This is a genomic window from Pseudogracilibacillus sp. SE30717A (genome assembly GCF_037071985.1).
GTDB lineage: Bacteria > Bacillota > Bacilli > Bacillales > Amphibacillaceae > Pseudogracilibacillus.
Genome location: NZ_JAXHDF010000003.1, coordinates 38,620 through 60,269, shown reverse-complemented (window position 1 = coordinate 60,269; position 21,650 = coordinate 38,620). Strand labels below are relative to the sequence as shown.

Sequence of the window (21,650 nt, the reverse complement as noted above, 5' to 3'; positions counted from 1 at the left end):
GTGAAAATTCAAAAATAGCGTGGGATTGTAACAAAATACAACTAATATTATCCTATGCTCGGATTCACGGTTTAGGGGCATGATTAACACTTTAAGGAATGATCGTCAGGCATTAATTGATAATGAAAATTGCGGTATGTTTTATTCAAAAGATAAGAGCAGCGCTGCGCGAAACGAAAAAAATACCGACGAAGTCGAAGAACAACAGAAGGTAATACAAGCTGGCTGGCGTGAGTATAAACTTGTACAACATAATAATCAGCACTTTGTTTTGTACGATGAAATTAGATTCTAATTGATTAATGTCCTGACGTCTCCCCATTGGTGTGGACATTTAGGTTGTAAGTCGATAAGAAGAAACAACTTAATTTATTAAATAATGAATAAGGCTTATGACTGTATGCCATAAGCCTGTATCTCCACCCCTACACGTTGGAGAAAATTTATTTAAATGAATAATCAATCTTCTTTTTAGCAATATGAACTCCAATAGAGAAACTCTCTTCATTTACCTATATACTTCTCTATTTCTTCGACGTCTACAATCGAGGCACCCGCAATGACGATAGCTTTCATCTCTGCTATCATCTTTTGGGCTTCCACAAATAAACTTGTCATGTCTGTTTTTTCTTACATGATCACGTTCTCTAGATCTTGACCCACATCCACAACTCACTTCTGTTCCCTCCCCTTGTATATTAAATCAATCTCTGTATTAATATATGGGGATTCATACAACGTGAGTAAACAAACAGTCTGATTAGAAAACCTATTTTATATCTTAAAGAGGTGATATACTTCACGTTGTTTGATTTTGAACATTTTTAATAAGTATGCACCGTATTTCAGTGATAAAAAAAATTAAATATTTTCCTGTCTTAATGTCTCTACAATATTATCTTTTTTCAATTTTGAAGTCGAATAAAGCATCGCAACTCCAACAATGACAAAAACAGCTAAAATAACAATTCCGATATATCCCAAAGGTAATTGAAAACGATAATCGAAAGCGCTCCTTGTTTGTAAGTGAATCCAATACATAACCACAAAACTGATTGGTAAACCGTAGATTAAAGACTTAATTCCATAAAATAGACTTTCAAAGCGAATCATTTTGCTGAAAGATTTCGGTGTCATTCCTATGGATTTCATTGTTGCAAATTCTCTTTTTCTCAGTGCCACACTTGTAGAAATCGTGTTAAATATATTCGCGATTGAAATGAGGGTTATTAGTGTAATAAACCCATAAATAAAGACAGATAAGGCTAAAGATAATTGTCTATCCTGTTGCTGAAATGCATATATATTGCTTATTTCTAAACTACTACTTGATTTAAGTGCCTCTATATCTTCTTGAACCTGGTAAGGATCATCGGATTTCAAATATACTTCCAATCTTTTATCATGACTATTAGGAACACTTTCCATCAGGTCATTAAATGTTTGTTCATTGACAATAACAAACAGACTATTCATTGAAGGATAAAAATTACCCATTGGAAAATTATCCGTCAGACCTATCAGAGTAAGTTCAGCTTCATCCGTTACCTCCCAGTCATCTTCTTCCTCATTATAGTGTTCTATATGAAGAGGCAATTGATCACCCTCGTTAACATGCAACATCTCGGTTTCTACATATTTATTATTTTGATCCATATAAGAGACGGTATTAACTAAAACAGCAGGCTGTTTCTCATCAGATGATGGTACAATATTATTTTCGCGAAGATAATCATCCCAGTCCTTTGATGGGAGGCCTAATAATTCAATTGTATAGCTCATTCCTTCTCCAGCCATCTCTTCTGAATTAGAGTTATCATCTATACCTTCCATTGTATCTCCTGCAATCTCTTCAGGAATATAAGCTGAGAGATATATTTGCTGATACATAATGATGTTCTTGACATTATCCATATTTTCTATGGCTGGGTATATATCAGCCAGCTTATTTTCACCAGAATGGTCTCTAATTGAAATGTCATAATTCTGTTCATCAGACTGTAATTCATAGGATTTAGTCAATGTGTTTGTAAAAAAGCCTACTGACAAAAATAAGATAATACTAATCATTAAAGAAAATACGGTAACATGATAGCGTTTCTTATTTCTTTTTAAATTTTTTAAAGCAATTTCTGCTTCATAACCGAATAGCTTCTGAACAAAACGATTTGTTTTGATTTTCTTTTTGGTAAGTTTAATATCCTTTGCCTGACGAATCGCATCTATTGCTGTTATTTTAGAAGCTCTAATAGCAGGTATCCATGCAGAAATCATAATTGTTAGAAGAGATACCACAATAGCTATCAAAAATACCGGCAGTGTCACAATTAATCGGATATCTGAATTTAATCCAGCATTTAATAACATCTGATTGATATAATAAAGGGTAATTCCCATACCCGCTAATCCGGCACCAATTCCAATTGGGATACTAATGACAGCGATGATAACCCCTTCGAATAATACCGAATTCCGCTTTTGTCTTTTGGTTGCCCCCACACTGGAAAGCATTCCTAAATAGCGTGACCGCTCAGATACGGATATTGCAAAAGCATTATAAATTAACGCAATTGATCCAATCATAACGATCACCATGATGACCGTAATCAGCCCTGATATAACGGCAACCATGCTGCTATTTAAAGAAATTAAATGCGTATCTAAAAATGGTATATTGAATCCACTGTTTTCTTCATCAATTCCAATATCTGACCTCAGTTTCTCGACATCATCAAATAACGTATTCCTTAATTTCTTCACATTTACATATACACCATCTATCTCTGTTAAAGATAAACCATCTGTATAAGATAATACTGTATATCCCGCCGACCAAGGATTATCCCAAATAGGCTCTTCTATCTCACCAACAATCGTAAAACTGTGTTCTGATTGATTGCGTAACTCTTCCTCTATTCCATTTTCACCCACATAGAGGGATTCATCTTGACCTAAGGTACGATTTTCTTCATCACCTATCTCATATCTTTCACCAATATCAAGATGAATGGTATCCCCAATCTGATAAGGAAAATCTTCTCCCTTTAAAGCCTCAGAAATAACAACCTCTTTTTCACTTGTTGGGAGTCTTCCATCAGTTAACTTCACTTGCATTTGTTCCATGGCTGTTTTATCCATCGCTCGAACGTAGAGATATCTTTTCGTTAATTGATCATTTAAAGGAGCAAATCCCAATTCCTTTAAAAGTCCTATGGAGTCTGTATTATCATCCGCTTGAATGGCTTTTAATTGTTCCTTATCCACATCTTGCATGCTGTAATGCCAATCACCCCTATAAGAGATGGCATCTCGTTGCTGCATATCCATAAAGGAGAAACCTAATGTCGCAACAGCTGTTATCATCGCGACGGAAATAATAACGCCAAATATCGTAACGAGTGTTCTCCGCTTATTTTCTTTCAGATGCCTCAGCGTTACTTTATTGACAATATTCATGGACGAATCACCTCGTCCTTAGCAATCGTTCCGTCCTCTATTGAAATCACTCGATCCGCTTGTAGAGCAATGCGGTCATCGTGAGTAATAACAACTAGTGTCTGATTATATGTTTTATTAAAAAGCTTTAACAAATCAATTATTTCTTTACTGTTTTTGCTGTCCAGATTTCCTGTCGGCTCATCCGCAAGAATAATAGATGGATTGCTAATTAATGCTCTGCCAATAGAAACACGTTGCTGCTGTCCACCGGATAATTGATTCGGCAAATAGTCCAGACGTTCTTGCAGACCCAGTATCTCCACTATTTCATTGAAATGCTTTCTGTCTACCTGATGTGCATCTAATTGCATTGGCAAGGTAATATTTTCTTCTACTGTTAAAATCGGCAGGAGATTATAAAATTGATAAATCAATCCAATTTGCCGTCTTCGGAAGATAGCCAGCTGCGTTTCGTTTAATCCATAAATATCTGTTTTTTCGATAAACACCTTCCCATCCGTTGGTCTATCAACACCTCCTAACAGATGAAGCAAGGTTGATTTTCCCGAGCCAGATGGCCCAATAATTGCTACAAACTCTCCCTGTTCTACAGAAAAAGATACATTATCTAATGCCTTTACTGCTGTGTCACCTTTTCCGTACACTTTAGACAAATTTTCAATCCGCATTAATTCCATTCCGTTCTCCTCCTACTTAAGTTCCTTTGCTTTCTACTCTACTTGTCTAAAATGACACTATGGTGACTATGTTGGTGACAATATTGTCACTTCGTATCAAACTACTTGTTTGTAGAATTTAATAATAAAAGCTGTTCCCTTATCCGGTTCACTAATTACTTCAATATCCCCTTGTTGCTTAGTTATAATCGAATAAGCCATCGCCAGTCCAATACCAACACTTCCATCTGCAGCATGACTTCCCTTATAAAATCGTTTAAAAATATATGGAAGCTCTGCCTTTTCAATTCCTTTACCGTTATCTTGAATTTTAATTTCTGTAAAGAGTGCATTTTCTCCAAAAGTGATTGTAATTTTTCCGCCATTTGGTGTATGTTCAATTGCATTTTTTAAAATATTAATAAAAGCCTCTTTCGTCCAGTTTTTATCACCAATAAAAGCTGTTTCAGGCACCTCTTCTATCTCCAATTTTATTTCCTTCAGCTCAAGGGGGATTTCCATCGGTGCTATAACTTCTTTTATCAACTGACTAACCTCTACCTTTTCCTTATTGAATAGGGTAGTCCCTGCATCAATCTTAGAAAGCTTTAATAATGAAGAAACAAGCCATTCCATTCGTTCTAATTGCTTGCGAATATGATATATAAATTCCTGCCGCTTTTCTGTCTCTAAATTTGGCTCGTTTAATAAATCGGCCATTACAGTCATCGAGGTAAGTGGGGTTTTTAATTGATGTGAAATATCTGATATAGCATCTGTGAGCTTTTCTTTGTCTTTCTTCAGCCCCGCCTGCTGTTCAGATAACATCCTTGTCATTTTATAAATTTCATTTTTTAATATACTGAGATCCCCTTCTCGATTATCTCGGACATCCAATGAGGTATTTCCTGCCATGATTTTTCGTAAATAACTGGATAGTTTAATAATTTGCCGGTAACGCCACACCATCCATATTGTATAGCAAACAGCCAAACTACCACCGACAATGGCAATAAATAACGCTGTTACAGGCGAATGAATAAAACCTAATAAAATCCCAACTCCTAAAATTGACATCGTTATAATAAGAAAAAATTGTATCTCTCTATTTCTTAACATTTTCTGCTACCATCCTATAGCCTAAACCTCTGACTGTTTCAATCAGCCTTGGTCTTTGTGGGTCATCCTCTATTTTTTTCCGTAACCGTTTGATATAGACGGTTAAAGTATTATCGTTTACAAAATCACCAGCAACATCCCATATCATTTCTAATAGCTGCTCCCGAGAAAGAATCTGGCCACGGTGATTGATAAAAATCATTAACAGCCGATATTCAAGCGCTGTTAAAATAATCTCGACATTTGCTTTATACACTTTTCCTTCTAACGGAAATATCTCTATCGAATCCAACTGAATAGAATCCTTTTCTTGCGTTTTATTTTTTTGATAACGTCTGAGCACCGTATTAATACGCGAGCTTAATTCCCGAATTCTAAATGGCTTGGTTATATAATCATCTGCTCCCATATCCAGTCCCATAACAACATTGACCTCATCGTCAACAACAGTTAAAAAAATAACAGGGACATCTGCCACTTCTTTCACACGGCGACATAAATCATAACCACTTCCATCAGGCAATGATAAGTCAAAGAGACATAGGGAGATGCTGCTAATCTTCGTTTCTATAACCTCCAGTGCTTCCTGCACGCGATGACAAACAATAACCTCATAGCCTTCCTGGTTTAAGGAATATTCTAAGCCAGATGCGATTGTTTTATCATCCTCGACAATCAATAATTTCATTTTTATACCTCCATATTGGTGCTCATATCTATGGCTATTATACAATGAATGGAACAAATGACATGCTTCATACTTCTTATAATTGAGTTTTACACCATGATAATTTAATGAGAAATACTCTTTAATATTTTAACAAAAAGAAAAGAAGTCAATAGAGATCCTATCAACTTCTTCCGAAATATTTTTCTTTACAAGCTAGCTAAAATCATATGCTATCAAAAAGTATTGATAAATCAAAAACCACCATTACGTTCTTCATATTCTTCATAAATATACGTATGTACCACCTGAACAACCTTATTGACAAGGTCTTTCGGCGCTTTTCCTTTTATCTCTGCATTTCTTGTTTTCCAATCTAAATTTTTGATTTGATCTGCAATAATGACGCCTTCAATATCAAGACCAGCTGGAACAGGGATATGGAAACCCCATTTTCTTTGTGTACGGCTTATTGGGCAAACAGTTGCATAGCCAGTAACACGATTAAATTTTTCAGGTGATATTACAAGAGCAGGTCTTCTTCCAGCCTGCTCCGTTCCAGTCTGTGGGGTGAAGTCTAAATAAATAAGATCACCTCTTGCTGGTACTTGCATTATAATTCTTCCTTTCCAACTGTATCACCAAATAACTCTTCTACCGGATTTTCCCCTTCGCACTGAGAAAGAAGAGAATTCAAAGTTGGTCTGTCTGATACTTTTAGCATTATTCCATCTTGTGTGTCATAAATTTCTAATTCTGTTCCGTTTTCCACACCATATTTTTGAGCTAATTTAAATGGTATCCTAACTCCGATACTGTTTCCCCATTTTTTTGCTGTAACAGACATTATATACACCTCTTTATGGAGATTTTTTTTCATTGTATCACACCCTGACTAATTTGTATATACTAGTTTATACAAATTAGATTAGAATGATACCCTCTTAAATAAATTAAAAGGTAGTATTTTGATAATCAGGTTAGCAAAAGTTCGTGCTTTATCCATAATTTTTTCAGAAAGTTTGAGCAGAGTAGTTTCAATATGGAAATAAAACTTCTAGGAAATAATCAAAAAGATGATCCCTGTCCGACAGAAATCATCTTTTTTAAATAAATTCTTTAATATTATTTATCTATTATCTACTTTTTCAGGATACATATCATGCTTAAACATTCTTTCTCTAGCCATTTCTTCATATACAGTACCTGGTCTGCCATAATTACAATACGGGTCAATGGAAATCCCGCCACGCGGGGTAAACTTTGCCCAAACCTCTATATATTTTGGATCTAACAACTCAATTAAATCTTTCATAATGATGTTGGCACAATCTTCATGGTAACCGCCATGATTTCTGAAGCTTACCATATAAAGCTTTAATGATTTGCTCTCTACCATTTTCACATCAGGAATATAAGATAGATAAATCGTAGCAAAATCAGGTTGTCCTGTTAGTGGACAGAGACTAGTAAATTCAGGAATATTAAATTTAACAAAGTAATCATTTTCTTGATGCTGATTTTCAAACGTCTCCAAAATGCTAGGATTATATTCATAATTGTACGATGTTCCTTTATTTCCGAGTAATGTAAGATCTTTCGTATCACTTTTTCGCATGTTCATATTCATTTTCCTCCTATTTTACTTCCGTTATATTCGGTTCATATAGGTCCATTTTAATAACTACTTGTCTGATGCCACCAGCTACAACTAACTGCATGACAACTTTTGCTATCCATTGCCCTATTATCGCGTAAGGAACTAATTCCCATGGGACAAATTTCAGACCAAGCGGACCGATCCCGATGATCACAAATAATGCTGAGTCTAGAAATCCTGCCACAATTCCTGAAAATAAAACTCTTCTGACAAACGGTATCTTAAACCGTGTATATATTTCCGTATCTGCGGTCTCTGAAACAATGAAACTTAATGTACTTGCAAATACGACCCATAACGGATCACCTAGTAAATAGCTGGAAATGGCAGATAAAACTAGTGCTAATGCAATTAATAAATACGTTCTTAATCTACCAAATCTATTTTGAACCATATCTCTCATAACTAAAGTTAATCCGATCAATAATGTACCATAAGGGATAATGAGCGGACCGAGTTCCATAGGAGCAAACCGTGCAGTGATCACGTTTGCCAGGATAATTGATAATAGATAGATTGCTATTCGAATCATACAACACCCCGCCCTTGTAAATAGGTTTGTAGCCCATCATTTCTCAACTTACAAGCAGGACAATTGCCGCAACCGTCACCGATTACTCCCTCATAGCATGTCAACGTGTTTTCCCTAATGTATTCAAGTCTTCCCATCTTATCCGCCATTTCCCATACTTCAGCTTTATCTTTCCACATGAGAGGAGTAATTAAATTAAATTGTTCGTCCATTGCCAGATTTAATGTATTATTTAAAGACTGAATAAACGCCTCTCGACAATCAGGATACCCACTAAATTCCGTTTCACTTACTCCAGTAATAACATTTTTAACCCCAATAGTTTTTGCATAAATCGCAGCAAATGAAAGGAAAATATGATTCCTGCCTTCTACATACGTATTCGGCACTTTCCCTTCCTCTATTAACATTTCCTTTCTCGTCAAGGCATTCTCAGTTAATTGATTAAGTAGATCCATTTGGATTATTTTCTGATTAACGCCAAGATCTTTTGCAATCTTTTTTGCGCATTCAACTTCCAATTCATGCCTTTGCCCATACAAAAAAGTGACGGTTTCTACTTGATCAAATTCTTCCAATGCCCATAACAAGCATGTAGTAGAATCTTGTCCGCCACTAAATACAACTATTGCTTTTTCCATTTTACATTCCTCCATAGTTTTTATTTAAGAGGGGATGGTTTCGAACCCTCTATAGAAAATCGGCAATTGACATCCCTATCTGTTTTCAGGGAATCAACATTTTCTTTCCTGTTAAAATATACACATAAAATCTTATCTTTACAAATCATTACTATTAGTCAACACTTTTTCCTTTAAATTTTAAAGTAACCTATTGCAAGGGCCTTCATAAAAAGATTAACAATCCCCCCTCAAATAGGACGGGGGGATTGTATGTTGGAAGTGATCTTCATATTTAAGGGTGGTGACAGCTTCGCTGGTACTATCCCCATTTTTTACCCTTTGCTATTGGAGCCTGGCAATGACAATATTAAAATCTTATAGCTAATAAAAAGATCATTTCTCCGTCTAAATTCCTAACGATATTTCACTGCCACGTTTTTCAAAACAGTATAATTATCCAATGCAGCAAATCCTTTTTCTCTTCCGAACCCGCTTTTCTTATATCCTCCAAAGGGCATTTGCTCTCCTCCGCCTGCTCCGTAATTATTAATAAATATTTGCCCCGACTCAATTCTGCTAGCCAAATAATGAGCTTTGTTAATATTTTCTGTCCATATGCCTGTTACCAAACCATATTCAGTACTATTTGCTAATTCCAGTGCTTCCTCTGTATCTTTAAATGTGAAGACAGTCAGCACCGGGCCAAAAACTTCTTCCTGTGCCACTCTGCTGTCTATACTGACACCTTCGATAATGGTCGGTTCCACGTAATACCCGCCTTCAAATCCTTTTATAGTGAGCTGCTTGCCACCGAAAAGAATATTTCCTTCTTTCCCTGCAAGTTCAATCATTCCCATGACATGCTGGAATTGCTTTTCATTTAAAATTGGTCCCAGATCTTTATTTTGAATGCCTGGTCCAATCGTAAGTTTTCTAAACCGTTCAATAACTTCTGCCAAAAATGTTTCTTTAAATGATTCCTCCACAAGTAGCCTCGATCCTGCGGAACATGTTTGCCCAGTGTTTTGAACAATAGATCGAACGACACCCTCTACCGTTCTATCGATATCACAATCTGCAAATACAATATTCGGAGACTTCCCCCCAAGCTCTAAGGTGGATGGCACAACATTTTCCATCGCTGCCTTCCCCACTGAAATCCCAGTTGCAACCGAACCCGTAAATGTAATGTGATTAATTAGTGGATGACTTGCTAATGCTGCTCCTGCTTCATGACCATATCCGGTAACATGGTTAAATACGCCTTCTGGCAGCCGAAGTTCATCAATAAATTTCGTGATCTGCATTGCAGTCATCGGTGTATCTTCTGCACTCTTTACGACTACCGTATTTCCCGTTGTGAGGGCTGCTGCTACACTGCGAGAAATAATTTGCAAAGGATAATTCCACGGGATAATATGAGCAGTTACTCCAACTGGTTCACGCACAACGTAATCCAGTAATCCATCTTCAATTGGAATCGTGTTACCCATCACCTTATCGGCAGCACCTCCATAAAAGCGAAAATACCTTATTGCTGCATCTACATCCGCGTACCCTTGTGAAAGAGGTTTTCCTACATCAACAGATTCAAGTTCAGCTAATTCATCTCTGTGCGTCTTTATTTTATCAGCTAAATCAAATAATATTTCCCCACGTTCATACGCTTTTATTTTTCTCCAGCTCTCTCCACGAAAAGCAGAATCAGCTGCTTTAACAGCACTATCAACATCTGCCATCGTTCCACGTGGGATAACAGCAATCTTATCACCACTGGATGGATTTCTTACATCTATTACATCGGTATCTTTTTGTCGTATCCACTTTCCGTTTATATACATATGGAACTTTTGCAATAGCGTTCTCTCCTTCAGACAACTATATATTTCTTCCGCCATCGACATGCAGAACGGCTCCCGTTACCATATCTGTTTCTTCCGATAGCAGAAACTTAACTGATTGAGCAATATCTGTTGGCTTTAGCAGCCTTCCTAGTGGTACACTCTTTTCAAATACCGTTTTTTTCGTATCATAGACATTTGCTCCACGTTCAGAAAATTGACCGAGCATATTCGTATCGGACGGTCCAGGATGCAGTACATTGACATTAATGTAATATGGTGCAAGTTCTAAAGCCAAGGCTTTCGAAAAGGACTCTACTGCTCCTTTTGAAGCAATATAACATTGAAGTCCCGGTCTAGGTCTTGTCACCGAAACGGAACCTACATTTACAATTTTCCCTTGTTTTTGTTTCTTCATATAACTTGCAGCTTCTCGGCATGTTAAAAAAATGCTCGTCATATTCACGTCCATAATTTTCCGGTAATCAACTAAGCTACAATTTTCAATCGATGTAGCACTTTGAGCAATTCCCAATACATTCGTCAGTCCATCAATGGAGCCGAAGCGATTAAACGTTTCTTTAAAAATATCCTGTACTGTAACTTCGTCCAACACATTTCCTTCGTATTCTAAAAATCTCTCGTTCGATTTAAACTCAGTTAGCACAGTAATACTTACATCACAACCGACCACATTTGCGCCTTCTTCAAGTAATAAAGATACTACAGCTCTCCCCATTCCTCCGCCAGCACCAGTAACAACAATTGTCTTACCTTGCAGCGTCATCCAATCACTCCATTATTTTTAATTTACTGATAATTGCATCTCCAACTTCCGCGGTTGTAGCACTTCCCCCGATATCTGGTGTTAATACTTTCCTCTCCATTAATACTTCTTCTATTGCTTGTAAAATAGCATCATGGAGATCTTTTCTGCCTAAATGCGCTAGCATAAGTGCTGCCGACCATATTTGGGCCATTGGATTAGCAATGCCTTTTCCGGCAATATCTGGAGCAGAGCCATGCACCGCTTCAAACATGGAAGGAAATGTTCCATCAGGGTTTATATTACCAGACGGAGCAACCCCCAATCCTCCAACGATTGCTGACCCTAAATCCGATAGGATATCCCCAAATAAATTGGATGCCAATACAACCTCGAAAGATTCCGGTCTTTGAATAAAATAAGTGGCCAAAGCATCAATATAATATTTTTCATAAGCAATGTCTTTATTTTCCTTTGCAACCTCTTCCACAACTTGATCCCAGAACTTCATCGTATAAATTACAACATTAGATTTTGTGGCATTCGTTACTTTTGATAATCCATTTTCACGAGCATATTCATAGGCATATTCAGCGATTTGCCTAACACCCTGTCTTGTCATTACCGTATTCTGCACAGCCATTTCCCTAGTTTCTCCTTGGAACATCGTACCCCCTGAATTCAAATACTCGCCCTCACTATTCTCACGAATAATAACAAAATCAATGGGTACTTCCTGTTTCAAAGTGCTTTCCAATCCTCTTAAAAGTTTGATTGGACGAAGATTAACATATTGCTGAAAATGTTTGCGAATTGGTAAAATTAACTCCCATATAGAAACTGAATCCAGCACCCGCGGATCTCCAATAGCTCCAAATAATATCGCATCGAACTCCTTTAACTGTTCAAGCCCATCTTCTGGCATCATCTTCCCATAGTTAAGATAGTACTCACTATTCCAGTTGAATTCTTTTGTATCAAAATAGAACCTGGAATCTATTTCGGAAAGTTTTTGCAGTACTTTCACCGCTTCTCTCGTTACCTCAGGACCGATCCCATCCCCAGGCAAAACGGCTATCTTATATACTTTCATTTATATCATCCTTTTTACAATTGATATCCCCCACAATCAACTTGGAGGCGAGAAAAGGGTAAAGATCTTAGTTAAAAAATAGACTATCAAACTAGTGTAGGTAATTTAAGCAGAATCTGGAATAATCATTTAGTATCTAGTATCATAAATAAGAAATGACTTGCCTTCTTGCAGTAGAAATCACCATTTTGTTTAAATCCAAATTCTAGTGGTCGCGAAATGGTTGTTTCATAGAATAAGATTTCTCCTTTAAATTCTCTGCCCATATGCTGAATTAATCTTTGTTACATGAACATCAGGTTTCCGTCCGTGATTCCATTTTCCATCCAGAGCATGCTCAATTTGTGCACCCAATTGTAACAATAGTCCGTCATCTCCTTGGCGTGCGAGTGCATGCATTCCAAGTGGTATTCCATTCTCCATTTCCGACATCGGTAGCGAAACTCCCGGAAGACCACAGATATTAGCAATCGGCGTATAAGCGAATATACTCCAGAGATTTTCAAACCAGTTATAAACGAAAGGATTATTACTGATCGTCAAGTATTCCTTTGTTCCTAACAATGGTGTCGGCTTCGCCATAGTAGGGGTGAGAATGATATCCCAGTTTTCAAAAAAAGCGCCCATTCTGCGGGAAGTTTCATTAAATAACGTCTGCATTTTAGCACGATCTGCATAAGTAGCGGTACGCCCTTCTTCCCACACTTTAATACATATTGGTTCAACCAAATCAGCAGGCGGTTCTTCCAAACCCTTCTTCTCTAAATGTTCTGAAATTGTTTGTGCAAAATTCATCATGTAAGCTGCAGTTTGTGCTTCGTAAGTAGCATAAAAATCAACATCTGGAAGTACCCATTCAACATGATGTCCGAGCTCCTCCAGAAATTCAGCTGCTCGCTCTAATTCAGCAACAATATGCGGTGCAGCACGGTAATCCCCCCACTCGTGTGAAACAGCGATTCTAAGTTTTCCTGGATCCTTTTTTATCAGTTCGGTATAAGGTTCAGGAGATGACCAATATGGCATAAACTCACCCGGAGCACCTCCTCGACAATTGTCTATAAAAGCAGCCGTGTCGCGAATTGTTCGTGAATGACATCCTTGAAAGGATACTACAGTCATCAAATCCGACCCTTTTGGCGCGAGTGAAAAAACACCACGGGAAGGTTTGAGACCAATGTTCCCATTAACTCCTGCTGGAATTCGAATGGAACCACCACCATCAGTTGCATGAGCTATTGGCACGATACCTGCTGCTACGGAAGCCGCTGTGCCGGCAGAAGAGCCACAAGTCGTATAATTTAGATTCCATGGATTGCGTGTAATGTAGACATCTGGATTTTCAGCGGAACTGCACAGACCAAATTCTGGGGTTGTCGTTCTTCCGATAATATTCAATCCGGCTTGGCGCATTTGTTTCGTTAAGAAGCTATCCGTTTCCGCTCGGTTACCTTTCATTAGCAATGACCCCATCTCTTGGAGCCTTCCTTTCAATGTAGGTCCTAAATCCTTCATTAGAAAAGGAACCCCTGCAAATACTCCATCAGGATTCATACCATCTTTTAGCGGATCATCGACTACATCATCAAAGACTTCGACCACAGCGCTAAGCTCTGGGTTTAATGCAACAATCCCCTTTACAGCTTGTTCTGCAATTTCCTTTGAAGTAATTTCTCCCTTTTTAACCAAAGAAGCTAGTGCTGTAGCATCAAGATCGGCCCAATCATTCCAGCTCATTACTAAATTCAAAGTGCGTCACTCCTTCAAAATTGTATTACTTACCATATTCTTCTTGATTGAAGAACATATACAAATAATCAATTCTAATGTTAAGCATATTAGTCTAATGCTCTTTTAAATGAATCAATTTCATAAATACTAATCCAAATAGAAAACCAGAACAGTAAGTAAAATTTTTATTAGTAGTTCGCCTATATAAACTACTCATTACTAAGATTGAAATGAAAGGTGGCGACTCCTGCGGGACAAAAGGCCTCGATGAGACTCAAGTAAGATATTTAAGGGAGTCCGACTAAGAACGCCCTTTGCAGGCAACGTCGGCATACCCCTTGTCGGGGCACCACCCGCGGTAAAGGAGACACAGAGAAAGCAAGTGCTAGCGTTGCTTGACCTGATGTCGCTCTTATGCCTGTGGTGAAAGCGACCACCTGTAGTGGAAATCGATGGATTTTTTCAATCCAAAGATTATTCAGGTTAGTGCTCGACTAAATGAATCGTGAAATTGATTCAAACACCAACGATTTCACACTTGTCTTTTCATGCCCCTTTCCTTATATTTTGTGTCGGAAATTCATATGCTTTTTCCTTAAATAGCAAACTGAAAACTACAAATACAATTAAGGAAAGAAAAACTGGTACAGTAACGGTATGCACTCCCAAGAGGTCTCCATATGCCTGATTATAATAATGAATTGCAATATAAGAACCTAAACCGGTAACCATCGATGCAAGTGCACCAGATTTATTTGCATACTTCCAATAAAGGCCCAGTATCATTGGCCACATGAATGCAGATTCCAAGCCACCAATTGCAAATAAATTTAGGAAGATTAATAAATCAGGAGGGCTGATTGCTAAAAGAAACGCAACAATCCCTACTATCGCAGTTACTCCCATACTTACACTCTTAACCTGTTTGATCGACGCATCCGGTTTTACATAATTAATATAGACATCTTTTACAACTGATGAACTGACCATCAATAATAGTGAATCTACGGTTGACATGATTGCTGCCAAAGGTGCAGCGAGCAGGATTCCAGCAAGCCAAGGCGGTAATACCTCTAAAGCAATTAGGGGTATAACTTGGTCCGCCACTTCAATTCCTGGCATAATCGGTCTTGCGAACACGCCAATCAAATGCATACTAAGCATTATCGTTCCTACGACAACAGTTCCTATGAGGATGGCTCTATGCATCGATTTGGAATCTTTATAAGACATTGCCCTTACTGCAATTTGTGGAAGTGCCACAACGCCAACCCCTACAAGTATCCAGTAAGAGGATACATAAGCTGCCGTTAGATTACCATCCGCACCAAAAGGTGAGATCAAATTTGGATTAATCGCTGTCAAATCAGCGAAAAGATTCGATAACCCACCACCTGCGATAATGACACCCACTAGCAATAACAATGTACCAACTAGCATAATAATTCCTTGGACGGCATCGGTAACAACAACTGCACGGAAACCACCGACAATGACATAGATTAAAACAGCTATCGTAAAGATAAACAGAGCTCCTATGTAACTTACCCCTGTTAAAGATTGAATAAGATAAGCCCCACCTACCCACTGAGCTGCCATCGCGGAGAAGAGAAAAACAATAATACTTACTGCAGATATAAGCACGACCGCAGTGCTTTTATATCTCTCTTTTAAAAAATCAATAAATGTAATAGCATTATAGCGTCTTGCAATGATTGCAAATTTCTTTCCTAAAATTAGCAAAACAAAATATCCAGTGGCCACCTGTGTCATAGCTAGTAAGACCCAACCAAATCCGATGGAGTATGCTGCCCCTGGACCACCAAGAAAACTCGACGCACTTGCATACGTTGCTACCATGGTCATTGCTAGAAGTAATCCACCAAATTCCCTACTACCAAGAAAGTAATCACTTAAAAATCCTTCTGATTTATCCAATTTTCGGCTCGACCACATACCAACCACAAAAACAATTGCCAGCAATATTAATAAGGGTGTTATTACTCCCCATTTCATAAATTCATCACCTCATCTTCCTCATTACTTTCCTCTTCATCTTCAAGAGGAATATCTGTCAGTAAAAATTTAACGACGAGAAAAACGAGAAAAAACATAACTAACGTACCTAAAATCAAACTGAAAAAGATCCACGCAGGAAAACCTAGTACGTACGTATATTCCTCCGGCGGTTTTGAACCCAGTCCATATGCAAATCCATACCACCAAACAAAATTTATGATAACTAACCCACAACCAATTAACGCTTCCTTATTAGCAACTGCAAAACGCCATTCCTGTTTTTTTTCATTCTTCTTCAACGTTTATACCCCTTTCGGAAACAAGTTTGGTTTTTAAACACATTCTCAATATAAAATATTGAAATATTCAGAATTACATAGTTAAATATATTATCATGGTTACAAATAAAATAATGAAATCATATTCGCTCCATCAATCACTTGTCTTTAACACCTACATACAATATAGTTTTTTGATTTCCGAATCCTCTCCTTCCTGTACCCATTCCTTAAATAAAGATACTCTGTTTTTAGTTAAATGAAGTTAATTTAATTTTAAAATTTCCTATGGACTAGGTGAACCTATCACATTATGTAATGGTGACTCATAGGGTCCAGCTTTTAATATTTCTTTATTTAATTCTTCCTTAGCCAAGTCTACAAGATAATGATTTTGCATCAGTTCAATAATACTAAGTCCTAACGTCTTGGCAGCCACCAACATTCCCTTCTGTCCAATCCCAGAACCTACAGATGCAGTAAATTGCCATGTATGCACTGGTGTGCCAGTCGGTACACATGCTGTGTTAAATTGTGCGGTGGGGACGTTCCAAGAGACGTCTGCCACATCAGTAGACCCTTGTAATATTCTACCTTCATCGAATGGTTCTAAAATTGACTCATGTAAATTAGAATCGACCAATTCTCCAGGCGCACCTGTTAATCGGACAACCATTTCTCTTGTTCCAGGTTTGAAAGAATCAACTAATTCCTCTGCAAAATTCTTATCTTTCGCATCAAATGCTGGTGGACCAACCTTCTTCAAACTATTAAATAACACCTGACCTAGCACTTTATTAGGCAACATATGATAACATCCAGTTATCAAATCAACTTCATGCTCCGTATCTGTCATTAAATTAGCGCCTTTAGCAATATTTAAGACACGCTCATATATTTCTTCCACGTCTTTTCTGTATGGAGCCCTTATATAGTACCAAATTTGGGCTTTTTCAGGGACGACATTTGGCTCATCCCCACCATGTGTAATGGTGGAATGAATTTTCGCTACATCAATAATATGTTCTCTTAAATACTGAACACCCGTATCCATAAGTTGAACTGCTTTAAGTGCACTTCTGCCTGATTCCGGATTGGTAGCAGCATGTGATGACTTGCCGTAAAAGGTGAACTTTACAGAATTCATAGCTAAAGTACTGCTAGCCCATAATGAATTATGTGCACCGGGGTGCCATGTTAAGCATACATCCGTATCTTTAAAAACTTGATCACGAACCATAAAGACTTTTCCGATCATTGTTTCTTCTGCAGGACATCCGTAGAATTTAATGGTACCTTTTAGATTGCTAGTTTCCATAGCTTTTTTTGCAGCTATCACAGCGCCTATACCTGCTACCCCAAGAAGATTATGTCCACACCCATGGCCATATCCATTTTCTTCTACCGGTTCTTTTTTACCAACTTTTTTTTGAGACAGGCCTGGCAATGCGTCATATTCTCCTAAAATTCCAATGACAGGTTTTTCACTTCCCCATGTAGCAACAAAGGCTGTAGGCATACCAGCTAATCCCATTTCAATCTTAAATCCTTCTTTTTTTAGGATATCCACTAACAATTTAGACGATTGATACTCCTGTAATGGAGGCTCAGCATAATCCCAAAGAAGGTTGGTCGCATTGAATAACTCGGATTTATTCTGTTCAATCCAATCTAATACCAACTTTTCGTTACTATTCATTTTTTGACACTCCTATAAGTTACCGCTTATCAGGTCGTTAATTTCTTAATTCCTTTAATAAAATTCAACCTTTTAATGACATCACCCAACAAATAATTCTGTTAAATACATTTGAGATTGCTTTCGAAAAATACAACCATCTCCTTCTATACAAAAATTTTAATGTATAGTATATTAAATAAGAGTACATCGTACGTATGATGTATTATGTTGTACACATTCTATCAAAGTAAAATGTGTTTGTAAATATAAATTTACTGAAAACTTATATTATTCGAATATTAAAATACAACAAATTCTCGCCATTAGAATATGAGCTATACAGGAGGTAATAATGATGAAACTTTCGATTGAGAAAATCAACCAAAACAAGACCATATCCTCAGAAATTGTATTAATTATTAAAGACAATCTTCTAAATGGAACCTTAAAACCAGGTGACAAATTGCCCACTGAAAAGGAATTGATGGAACAGTTAGGAGTGAGCAGAACCCCTGTCAGAGAAGCGATTAAAATCTTAGAAGCAATTGGTGTCATACAAATTAAACGTGGTGAAGGAATGTTCATTACAAACAATCTTTCTCACTTTACATTAAACCCATTGATATTCAGTTTGATTATGCACAGTAACAACATGAAGCAACTTATCGAATTTCGTCAACATTTCGAAATTCTCTTAATGAATATGATTATTACCAATGAGAAAAAGAACATCAAAAAGATTGAAGAAGTTTATGAATCTCAAATAAAAAGAATGGATCCTAAATTGAGCCCCGAGGAACTTGCCCTTATCGACTTAGAATTTCATTATGCTGTACTCGAGGCAACGAATAATCCTTTCGCTATAGAAATTGGGAAAACGATTTATGAAATCATTAAACCGAACATGATTCATTTTAAACGTGAAAGTAATATCGAGAGGACATTAGAAACGCATAAATTCTATTTGGAATTACTGCGTGGCAGCGTTGATTTCAACCCAGTAGAAGTTGTCCAGAGAATGATCAAAAACAATGAAGAAATGGTCGAATAAGGATTTTGGAGCATCTAAATGATTGTAGAGGCAGTTACTACTTACTTAAGAAGGAAAAATCTTTCTTTTTTCAGATTAGCCTATTTAATCAAATGAAAAGAATTTAATCTCATGGACTATTGATTTTTTTATCAGCAGTTAAAGGGTTAGATGAATTTGCAGCCATTGAAATAGAATTATACTATTCCAATGGCTACTTTTTTTCCTTAATGTCCAGTTTGTAAAACTGAGCATTTCCTAAATACTTTCAATATTCTTACCTTCTCTTTCTAATACCCTGGCTTTCCAAGCATTTCAAACATGTTCTGCTTATATGCTTCCACTCCAGGTTGGTCGAACGGATTAACGCCAAGTAAATATCCACTTACTGCACAAGCTTTTTCAAAAAAGTAAACCATGTAACCAAATGTGTACGCATCGAGAGCTGGCAAATCAATTACTAAGTTTGGGACTTCGCCATCAATATGGGCTTTTAAAGTTGCTTCACTTGCTATCCAATTAATTTCATGCAACGATTTTCCAACAAGATAATTGAGGCCATCAAGATCATTTTCATCTTGCTTAATAAATAGATCTTTCTCTTCAGACTGCACTCTAAGTACCGTTTCAAATAAATTCCGCCTACCTTCTTGAATGTACTGACCTAGAGAATGTAAGTCCGTTGTAAAATTTGCGGATGTTGGGAAAATGCCTTTTCCATCTTTTCCTTCACTTTCGCCAAACAGCTGTACCCACCAATCGGAAAAAGTGCGTAACTTTGGCTCATAGTTTGCAAGAATCTCTGTAGTATATCCTTTTTCGTATAAAAGTTTTCGAATCGCTGCATATTGATACGCAGGATTTTCTTTTAGCTCTGGCACATTCAAATCTTCCGTTGCATCCTTAGCTCCCTTTAACATGTCATCAATTGAAATCCCACTTACAGCTATCGGCAATAACCCAACAGGTGTAAGGACAGAATAGCGCCCTCCAATATCATCAGGAATAATAAATGTTTCATAGCCTTCCTTATCAGCTAATGTTTTTAGAGCTCCTTTTTCTTTATCTGTTGTAGCGTAAATTCGCTTGCTTGCTTCTTCTTTTCCATACTTCTCTTCCAAAAACCTGCGGAATATACGAAAAGCTATTGCTGGCTCTGTTGTTGTTCCACTCTTTGAAATGACATTTATCGAAACATCTTTATCCTTAATGATAGACAAAAGTTCTTGCATATAAGTAGAACTAATATGTTGCCCGACAAAAAATACATGAGGAGACTTAGTGGCTTCTTTTTGCTGTAAATCATTAAATGTATGAGTTAACATCTGAATTGCCGCTTGTGCACCTAAATAGGAACCACCAATTCCAATAACTAGAAGTACATCCGAGTCATTTCGGATTCTTTCTGAAGCTTTTTGAAGTTGCTTAATCTCCGAGTTTTCATACTGCAAATTAAGCCATCCCAAAAATTCATTCCCTGGCCCTGTTTTACTATGCAACTTTTCATGAATAGTAGCAATTTGATTACTGTACTCATTAATTGCCTTTTGTTCAATAAAATTTAATACCCCTTCATACGAAAAAGTTAAATGACTCATTGATTTTCTCCTTTAATAAATTTATGTAAAAACTCCCCGAATTTGCGTTCAGGGAGTAGCTCGTAATTGATTTATTTCTTTTCTTTTGGATAACCGATAGCTCCAAAGTGACTACAAGTTATAGAGGCAGATTTTGCAGCCTGGTACAATGCTAACTTTGGATCAAATTCTTTTCCATAAGTACTTAAAAAACCAGCGATAAATGAGTCTCCTGCTCCCATTGTATCAATTAAATTTGTTGGAAGTGGATCTTGTTTAAATATTTCTCCTTCAATTGAAAATATTGCCGATTTTTCTCCACGTGTTACACCTACAACACTTACATCAAATTGATGCACAAAATCAATCAGTTTGAAAGTTTCTGCTTCTTCCAGATCGCTACCCGAGAAAAAAGCATATGTTATATTTGGCGCAATTTTCGAAATAAGTTCTTCATTCCATTTATTTTTGTCAGAAAAATCATAGGATATCGTTTTATGCGAGATTTTTTCTAGTTCTGTTTCTATCTTACTGTTTATACTTGTATGAACGATATCATATTGATTGATATAGTCAATATCATCCTCTTGGAGATTAATTCGTAATAAAGATTCAATTCTAGTTCTTCTATTTGAACCGATAAAAACTCTATCTCCTTCTTCAATAGATATTGTCGCTTCTCCGCATTCACCAATTGCATAACGGCTACGCTCAATATTTATTTCTTCTTGTTTTAAAGATGAGATAATATGTTTTGAAGGAGAATCATTTCCAAAGATCCCCAAGAAAGCTGCTTTTGATGCTCCATTTCTTTTTGCCATCACAGCTACATTCAAGGCATTCCCGCCAGGGTAGATTAGATTTTGATGTTTATAATAATCTACAACATTGTCACCAATTCCTATAATCTTCAAATAA

At 37.0% G+C, this 21,650-nt stretch carries 20 protein-coding genes; 2 read left to right on the top strand and 18 right to left on the bottom strand.

The window, feature by feature from the left end; all coding sequences use genetic code 11:
- Positions 1 to 79 precede the first annotated feature (79 nt).
- On the top strand, positions 80 to 295 hold the full coding sequence (locus SPD48_RS05460) for a hypothetical protein (RefSeq protein ID WP_336257071.1): 216 nt from the start codon (positions 80 to 82) through the stop codon (positions 293 to 295).
- 566 nt (positions 296 to 861) lie between these two features.
- On the opposite strand, the gene SPD48_RS05455 is transcribed toward SPD48_RS05460, so the two are convergent.
- From SPD48_RS05455 to SPD48_RS05380, 16 genes are all read right to left on the bottom strand, one after another.
- Positions 862 to 3,456 (bottom strand): ABC transporter permease, encoded by a 2,595-nt coding sequence (locus SPD48_RS05455; protein ID WP_336257070.1) that lies wholly within the window; start codon positions 3,454 to 3,456, stop codon positions 862 to 864.
- Positions 3,453 to 4,136 (bottom strand): ABC transporter ATP-binding protein, encoded by a 684-nt coding sequence (locus SPD48_RS05450; protein ID WP_336257069.1) that lies wholly within the window; start codon positions 4,134 to 4,136, stop codon positions 3,453 to 3,455. The genes SPD48_RS05455 and SPD48_RS05450 overlap by 4 nt, the downstream gene beginning before the upstream one ends.
- 96 nt (positions 4,137 to 4,232) lie before the next feature.
- Entirely contained in the window at positions 4,233 to 5,234 is a 1,002-nt protein-coding gene (locus SPD48_RS05445) for a sensor histidine kinase (protein WP_336257068.1), read from the bottom strand.
- Positions 5,221 to 5,922, bottom strand: a complete 702-nt coding sequence (locus SPD48_RS05440; RefSeq protein ID WP_336257067.1) for a response regulator transcription factor — start codon at positions 5,920 to 5,922, stop codon at positions 5,221 to 5,223. The genes SPD48_RS05445 and SPD48_RS05440 overlap by 14 nt, the downstream gene beginning before the upstream one ends.
- A gap of 233 nt (positions 5,923 to 6,155) precedes the next feature.
- Positions 6,156 to 6,515 carry a type II toxin-antitoxin system PemK/MazF family toxin gene (locus tag SPD48_RS05435; RefSeq protein WP_336257066.1) on the bottom strand — a complete coding sequence of 120 codons (360 nt, stop codon included), beginning with the start codon at positions 6,513 to 6,515 and terminating at the stop codon, positions 6,156 to 6,158.
- Positions 6,515 to 6,781 (bottom strand): AbrB/MazE/SpoVT family DNA-binding domain-containing protein, encoded by a 267-nt coding sequence (locus SPD48_RS05430; RefSeq protein WP_336257065.1) that lies wholly within the window; start codon positions 6,779 to 6,781, stop codon positions 6,515 to 6,517. The genes SPD48_RS05435 and SPD48_RS05430 overlap by 1 nt, the downstream gene beginning before the upstream one ends.
- Before the next feature lie 249 nt (positions 6,782 to 7,030).
- Positions 7,031 to 7,525 (bottom strand): preQ(1) synthase, encoded by a 495-nt coding sequence (queF, locus tag SPD48_RS05425; RefSeq protein ID WP_336257064.1) that lies wholly within the window; start codon positions 7,523 to 7,525, stop codon positions 7,031 to 7,033.
- A gap of 13 nt (positions 7,526 to 7,538) precedes the next feature.
- Positions 7,539 to 8,090 (bottom strand): VUT family protein, encoded by a 552-nt coding sequence (locus SPD48_RS05420; RefSeq protein ID WP_336257362.1) that lies wholly within the window; start codon positions 8,088 to 8,090, stop codon positions 7,539 to 7,541.
- Positions 8,090 to 8,749, bottom strand: a complete 660-nt coding sequence (gene queC, locus SPD48_RS05415; protein WP_336257063.1) for a 7-cyano-7-deazaguanine synthase QueC — start codon at positions 8,747 to 8,749, stop codon at positions 8,090 to 8,092. Before queC ends, SPD48_RS05420 begins: the two co-directional genes overlap by 1 nt.
- A 380-nt stretch (positions 8,750 to 9,129) precedes the next feature.
- Positions 9,130 to 10,572, bottom strand: coding sequence for an aldehyde dehydrogenase family protein (locus SPD48_RS05410; protein WP_336257062.1), 1,443 nt, complete (start codon positions 10,570 to 10,572; stop codon positions 9,130 to 9,132).
- 22 nt (positions 10,573 to 10,594) lie between these two features.
- Complete coding sequence (locus SPD48_RS05405; protein ID WP_336257061.1) at positions 10,595 to 11,344, bottom strand: SDR family NAD(P)-dependent oxidoreductase; 750 nt, start codon at positions 11,342 to 11,344, stop codon at positions 10,595 to 10,597.
- A 4-nt stretch (positions 11,345 to 11,348) separates the two neighbouring features.
- Positions 11,349 to 12,416: a tartrate dehydrogenase gene (locus tag SPD48_RS05400; protein ID WP_336257060.1), complete on the bottom strand. Its 1,068-nt coding sequence runs from the start codon at positions 12,414 to 12,416 to the stop codon at positions 11,349 to 11,351.
- A gap of 249 nt (positions 12,417 to 12,665) precedes the next feature.
- Positions 12,666 to 14,165: an amidase gene (locus tag SPD48_RS05395; protein ID WP_336257058.1), complete on the bottom strand. Its 1,500-nt coding sequence runs from the start codon at positions 14,163 to 14,165 to the stop codon at positions 12,666 to 12,668.
- Positions 14,166 to 14,693: 528 nt separating this feature from the next.
- Positions 14,694 to 16,163 carry a sodium/pantothenate symporter gene (gene panF, locus SPD48_RS05390; RefSeq protein WP_336257057.1) on the bottom strand — a complete coding sequence of 490 codons (1,470 nt, stop codon included), beginning with the start codon at positions 16,161 to 16,163 and terminating at the stop codon, positions 14,694 to 14,696.
- Positions 16,160 to 16,465: a YhdT family protein gene (locus SPD48_RS05385; RefSeq protein WP_336257056.1), complete on the bottom strand. Its 306-nt coding sequence runs from the start codon at positions 16,463 to 16,465 to the stop codon at positions 16,160 to 16,162. Before SPD48_RS05385 ends, panF begins: the two co-directional genes overlap by 4 nt.
- 265 nt (positions 16,466 to 16,730) lie before the next feature.
- The gene (locus SPD48_RS05380) at positions 16,731 to 18,143 is read right to left on the bottom strand and encodes an amidohydrolase (protein ID WP_336257055.1); all 1,413 of its coding nucleotides are present in this window, start codon (positions 18,141 to 18,143) and stop codon (positions 16,731 to 16,733) included.
- A 337-nt stretch (positions 18,144 to 18,480) separates the two neighbouring features.
- Here SPD48_RS05380 and SPD48_RS05375 point away from each other — a divergent pair, with 337 nt between their 5' ends.
- Positions 18,481 to 19,176: a FadR/GntR family transcriptional regulator gene (locus tag SPD48_RS05375; protein ID WP_336257054.1), complete on the top strand. Its 696-nt coding sequence runs from the start codon at positions 18,481 to 18,483 to the stop codon at positions 19,174 to 19,176.
- A 269-nt stretch (positions 19,177 to 19,445) separates the two neighbouring features.
- Here SPD48_RS05375 and SPD48_RS05370 read toward each other — a convergent pair whose 3' ends face one another.
- Entirely contained in the window at positions 19,446 to 20,753 is a 1,308-nt protein-coding gene (locus SPD48_RS05370) for a glucose-6-phosphate isomerase (RefSeq protein WP_336257053.1), read from the bottom strand.
- Between the two features lie 71 nt (positions 20,754 to 20,824).
- Positions 20,825 to 21,646, bottom strand: a complete 822-nt coding sequence (locus tag SPD48_RS05365; protein ID WP_336257052.1) for a PfkB family carbohydrate kinase — start codon at positions 21,644 to 21,646, stop codon at positions 20,825 to 20,827.
- Positions 21,647 to 21,650: the final 4 nt, after the last annotated feature.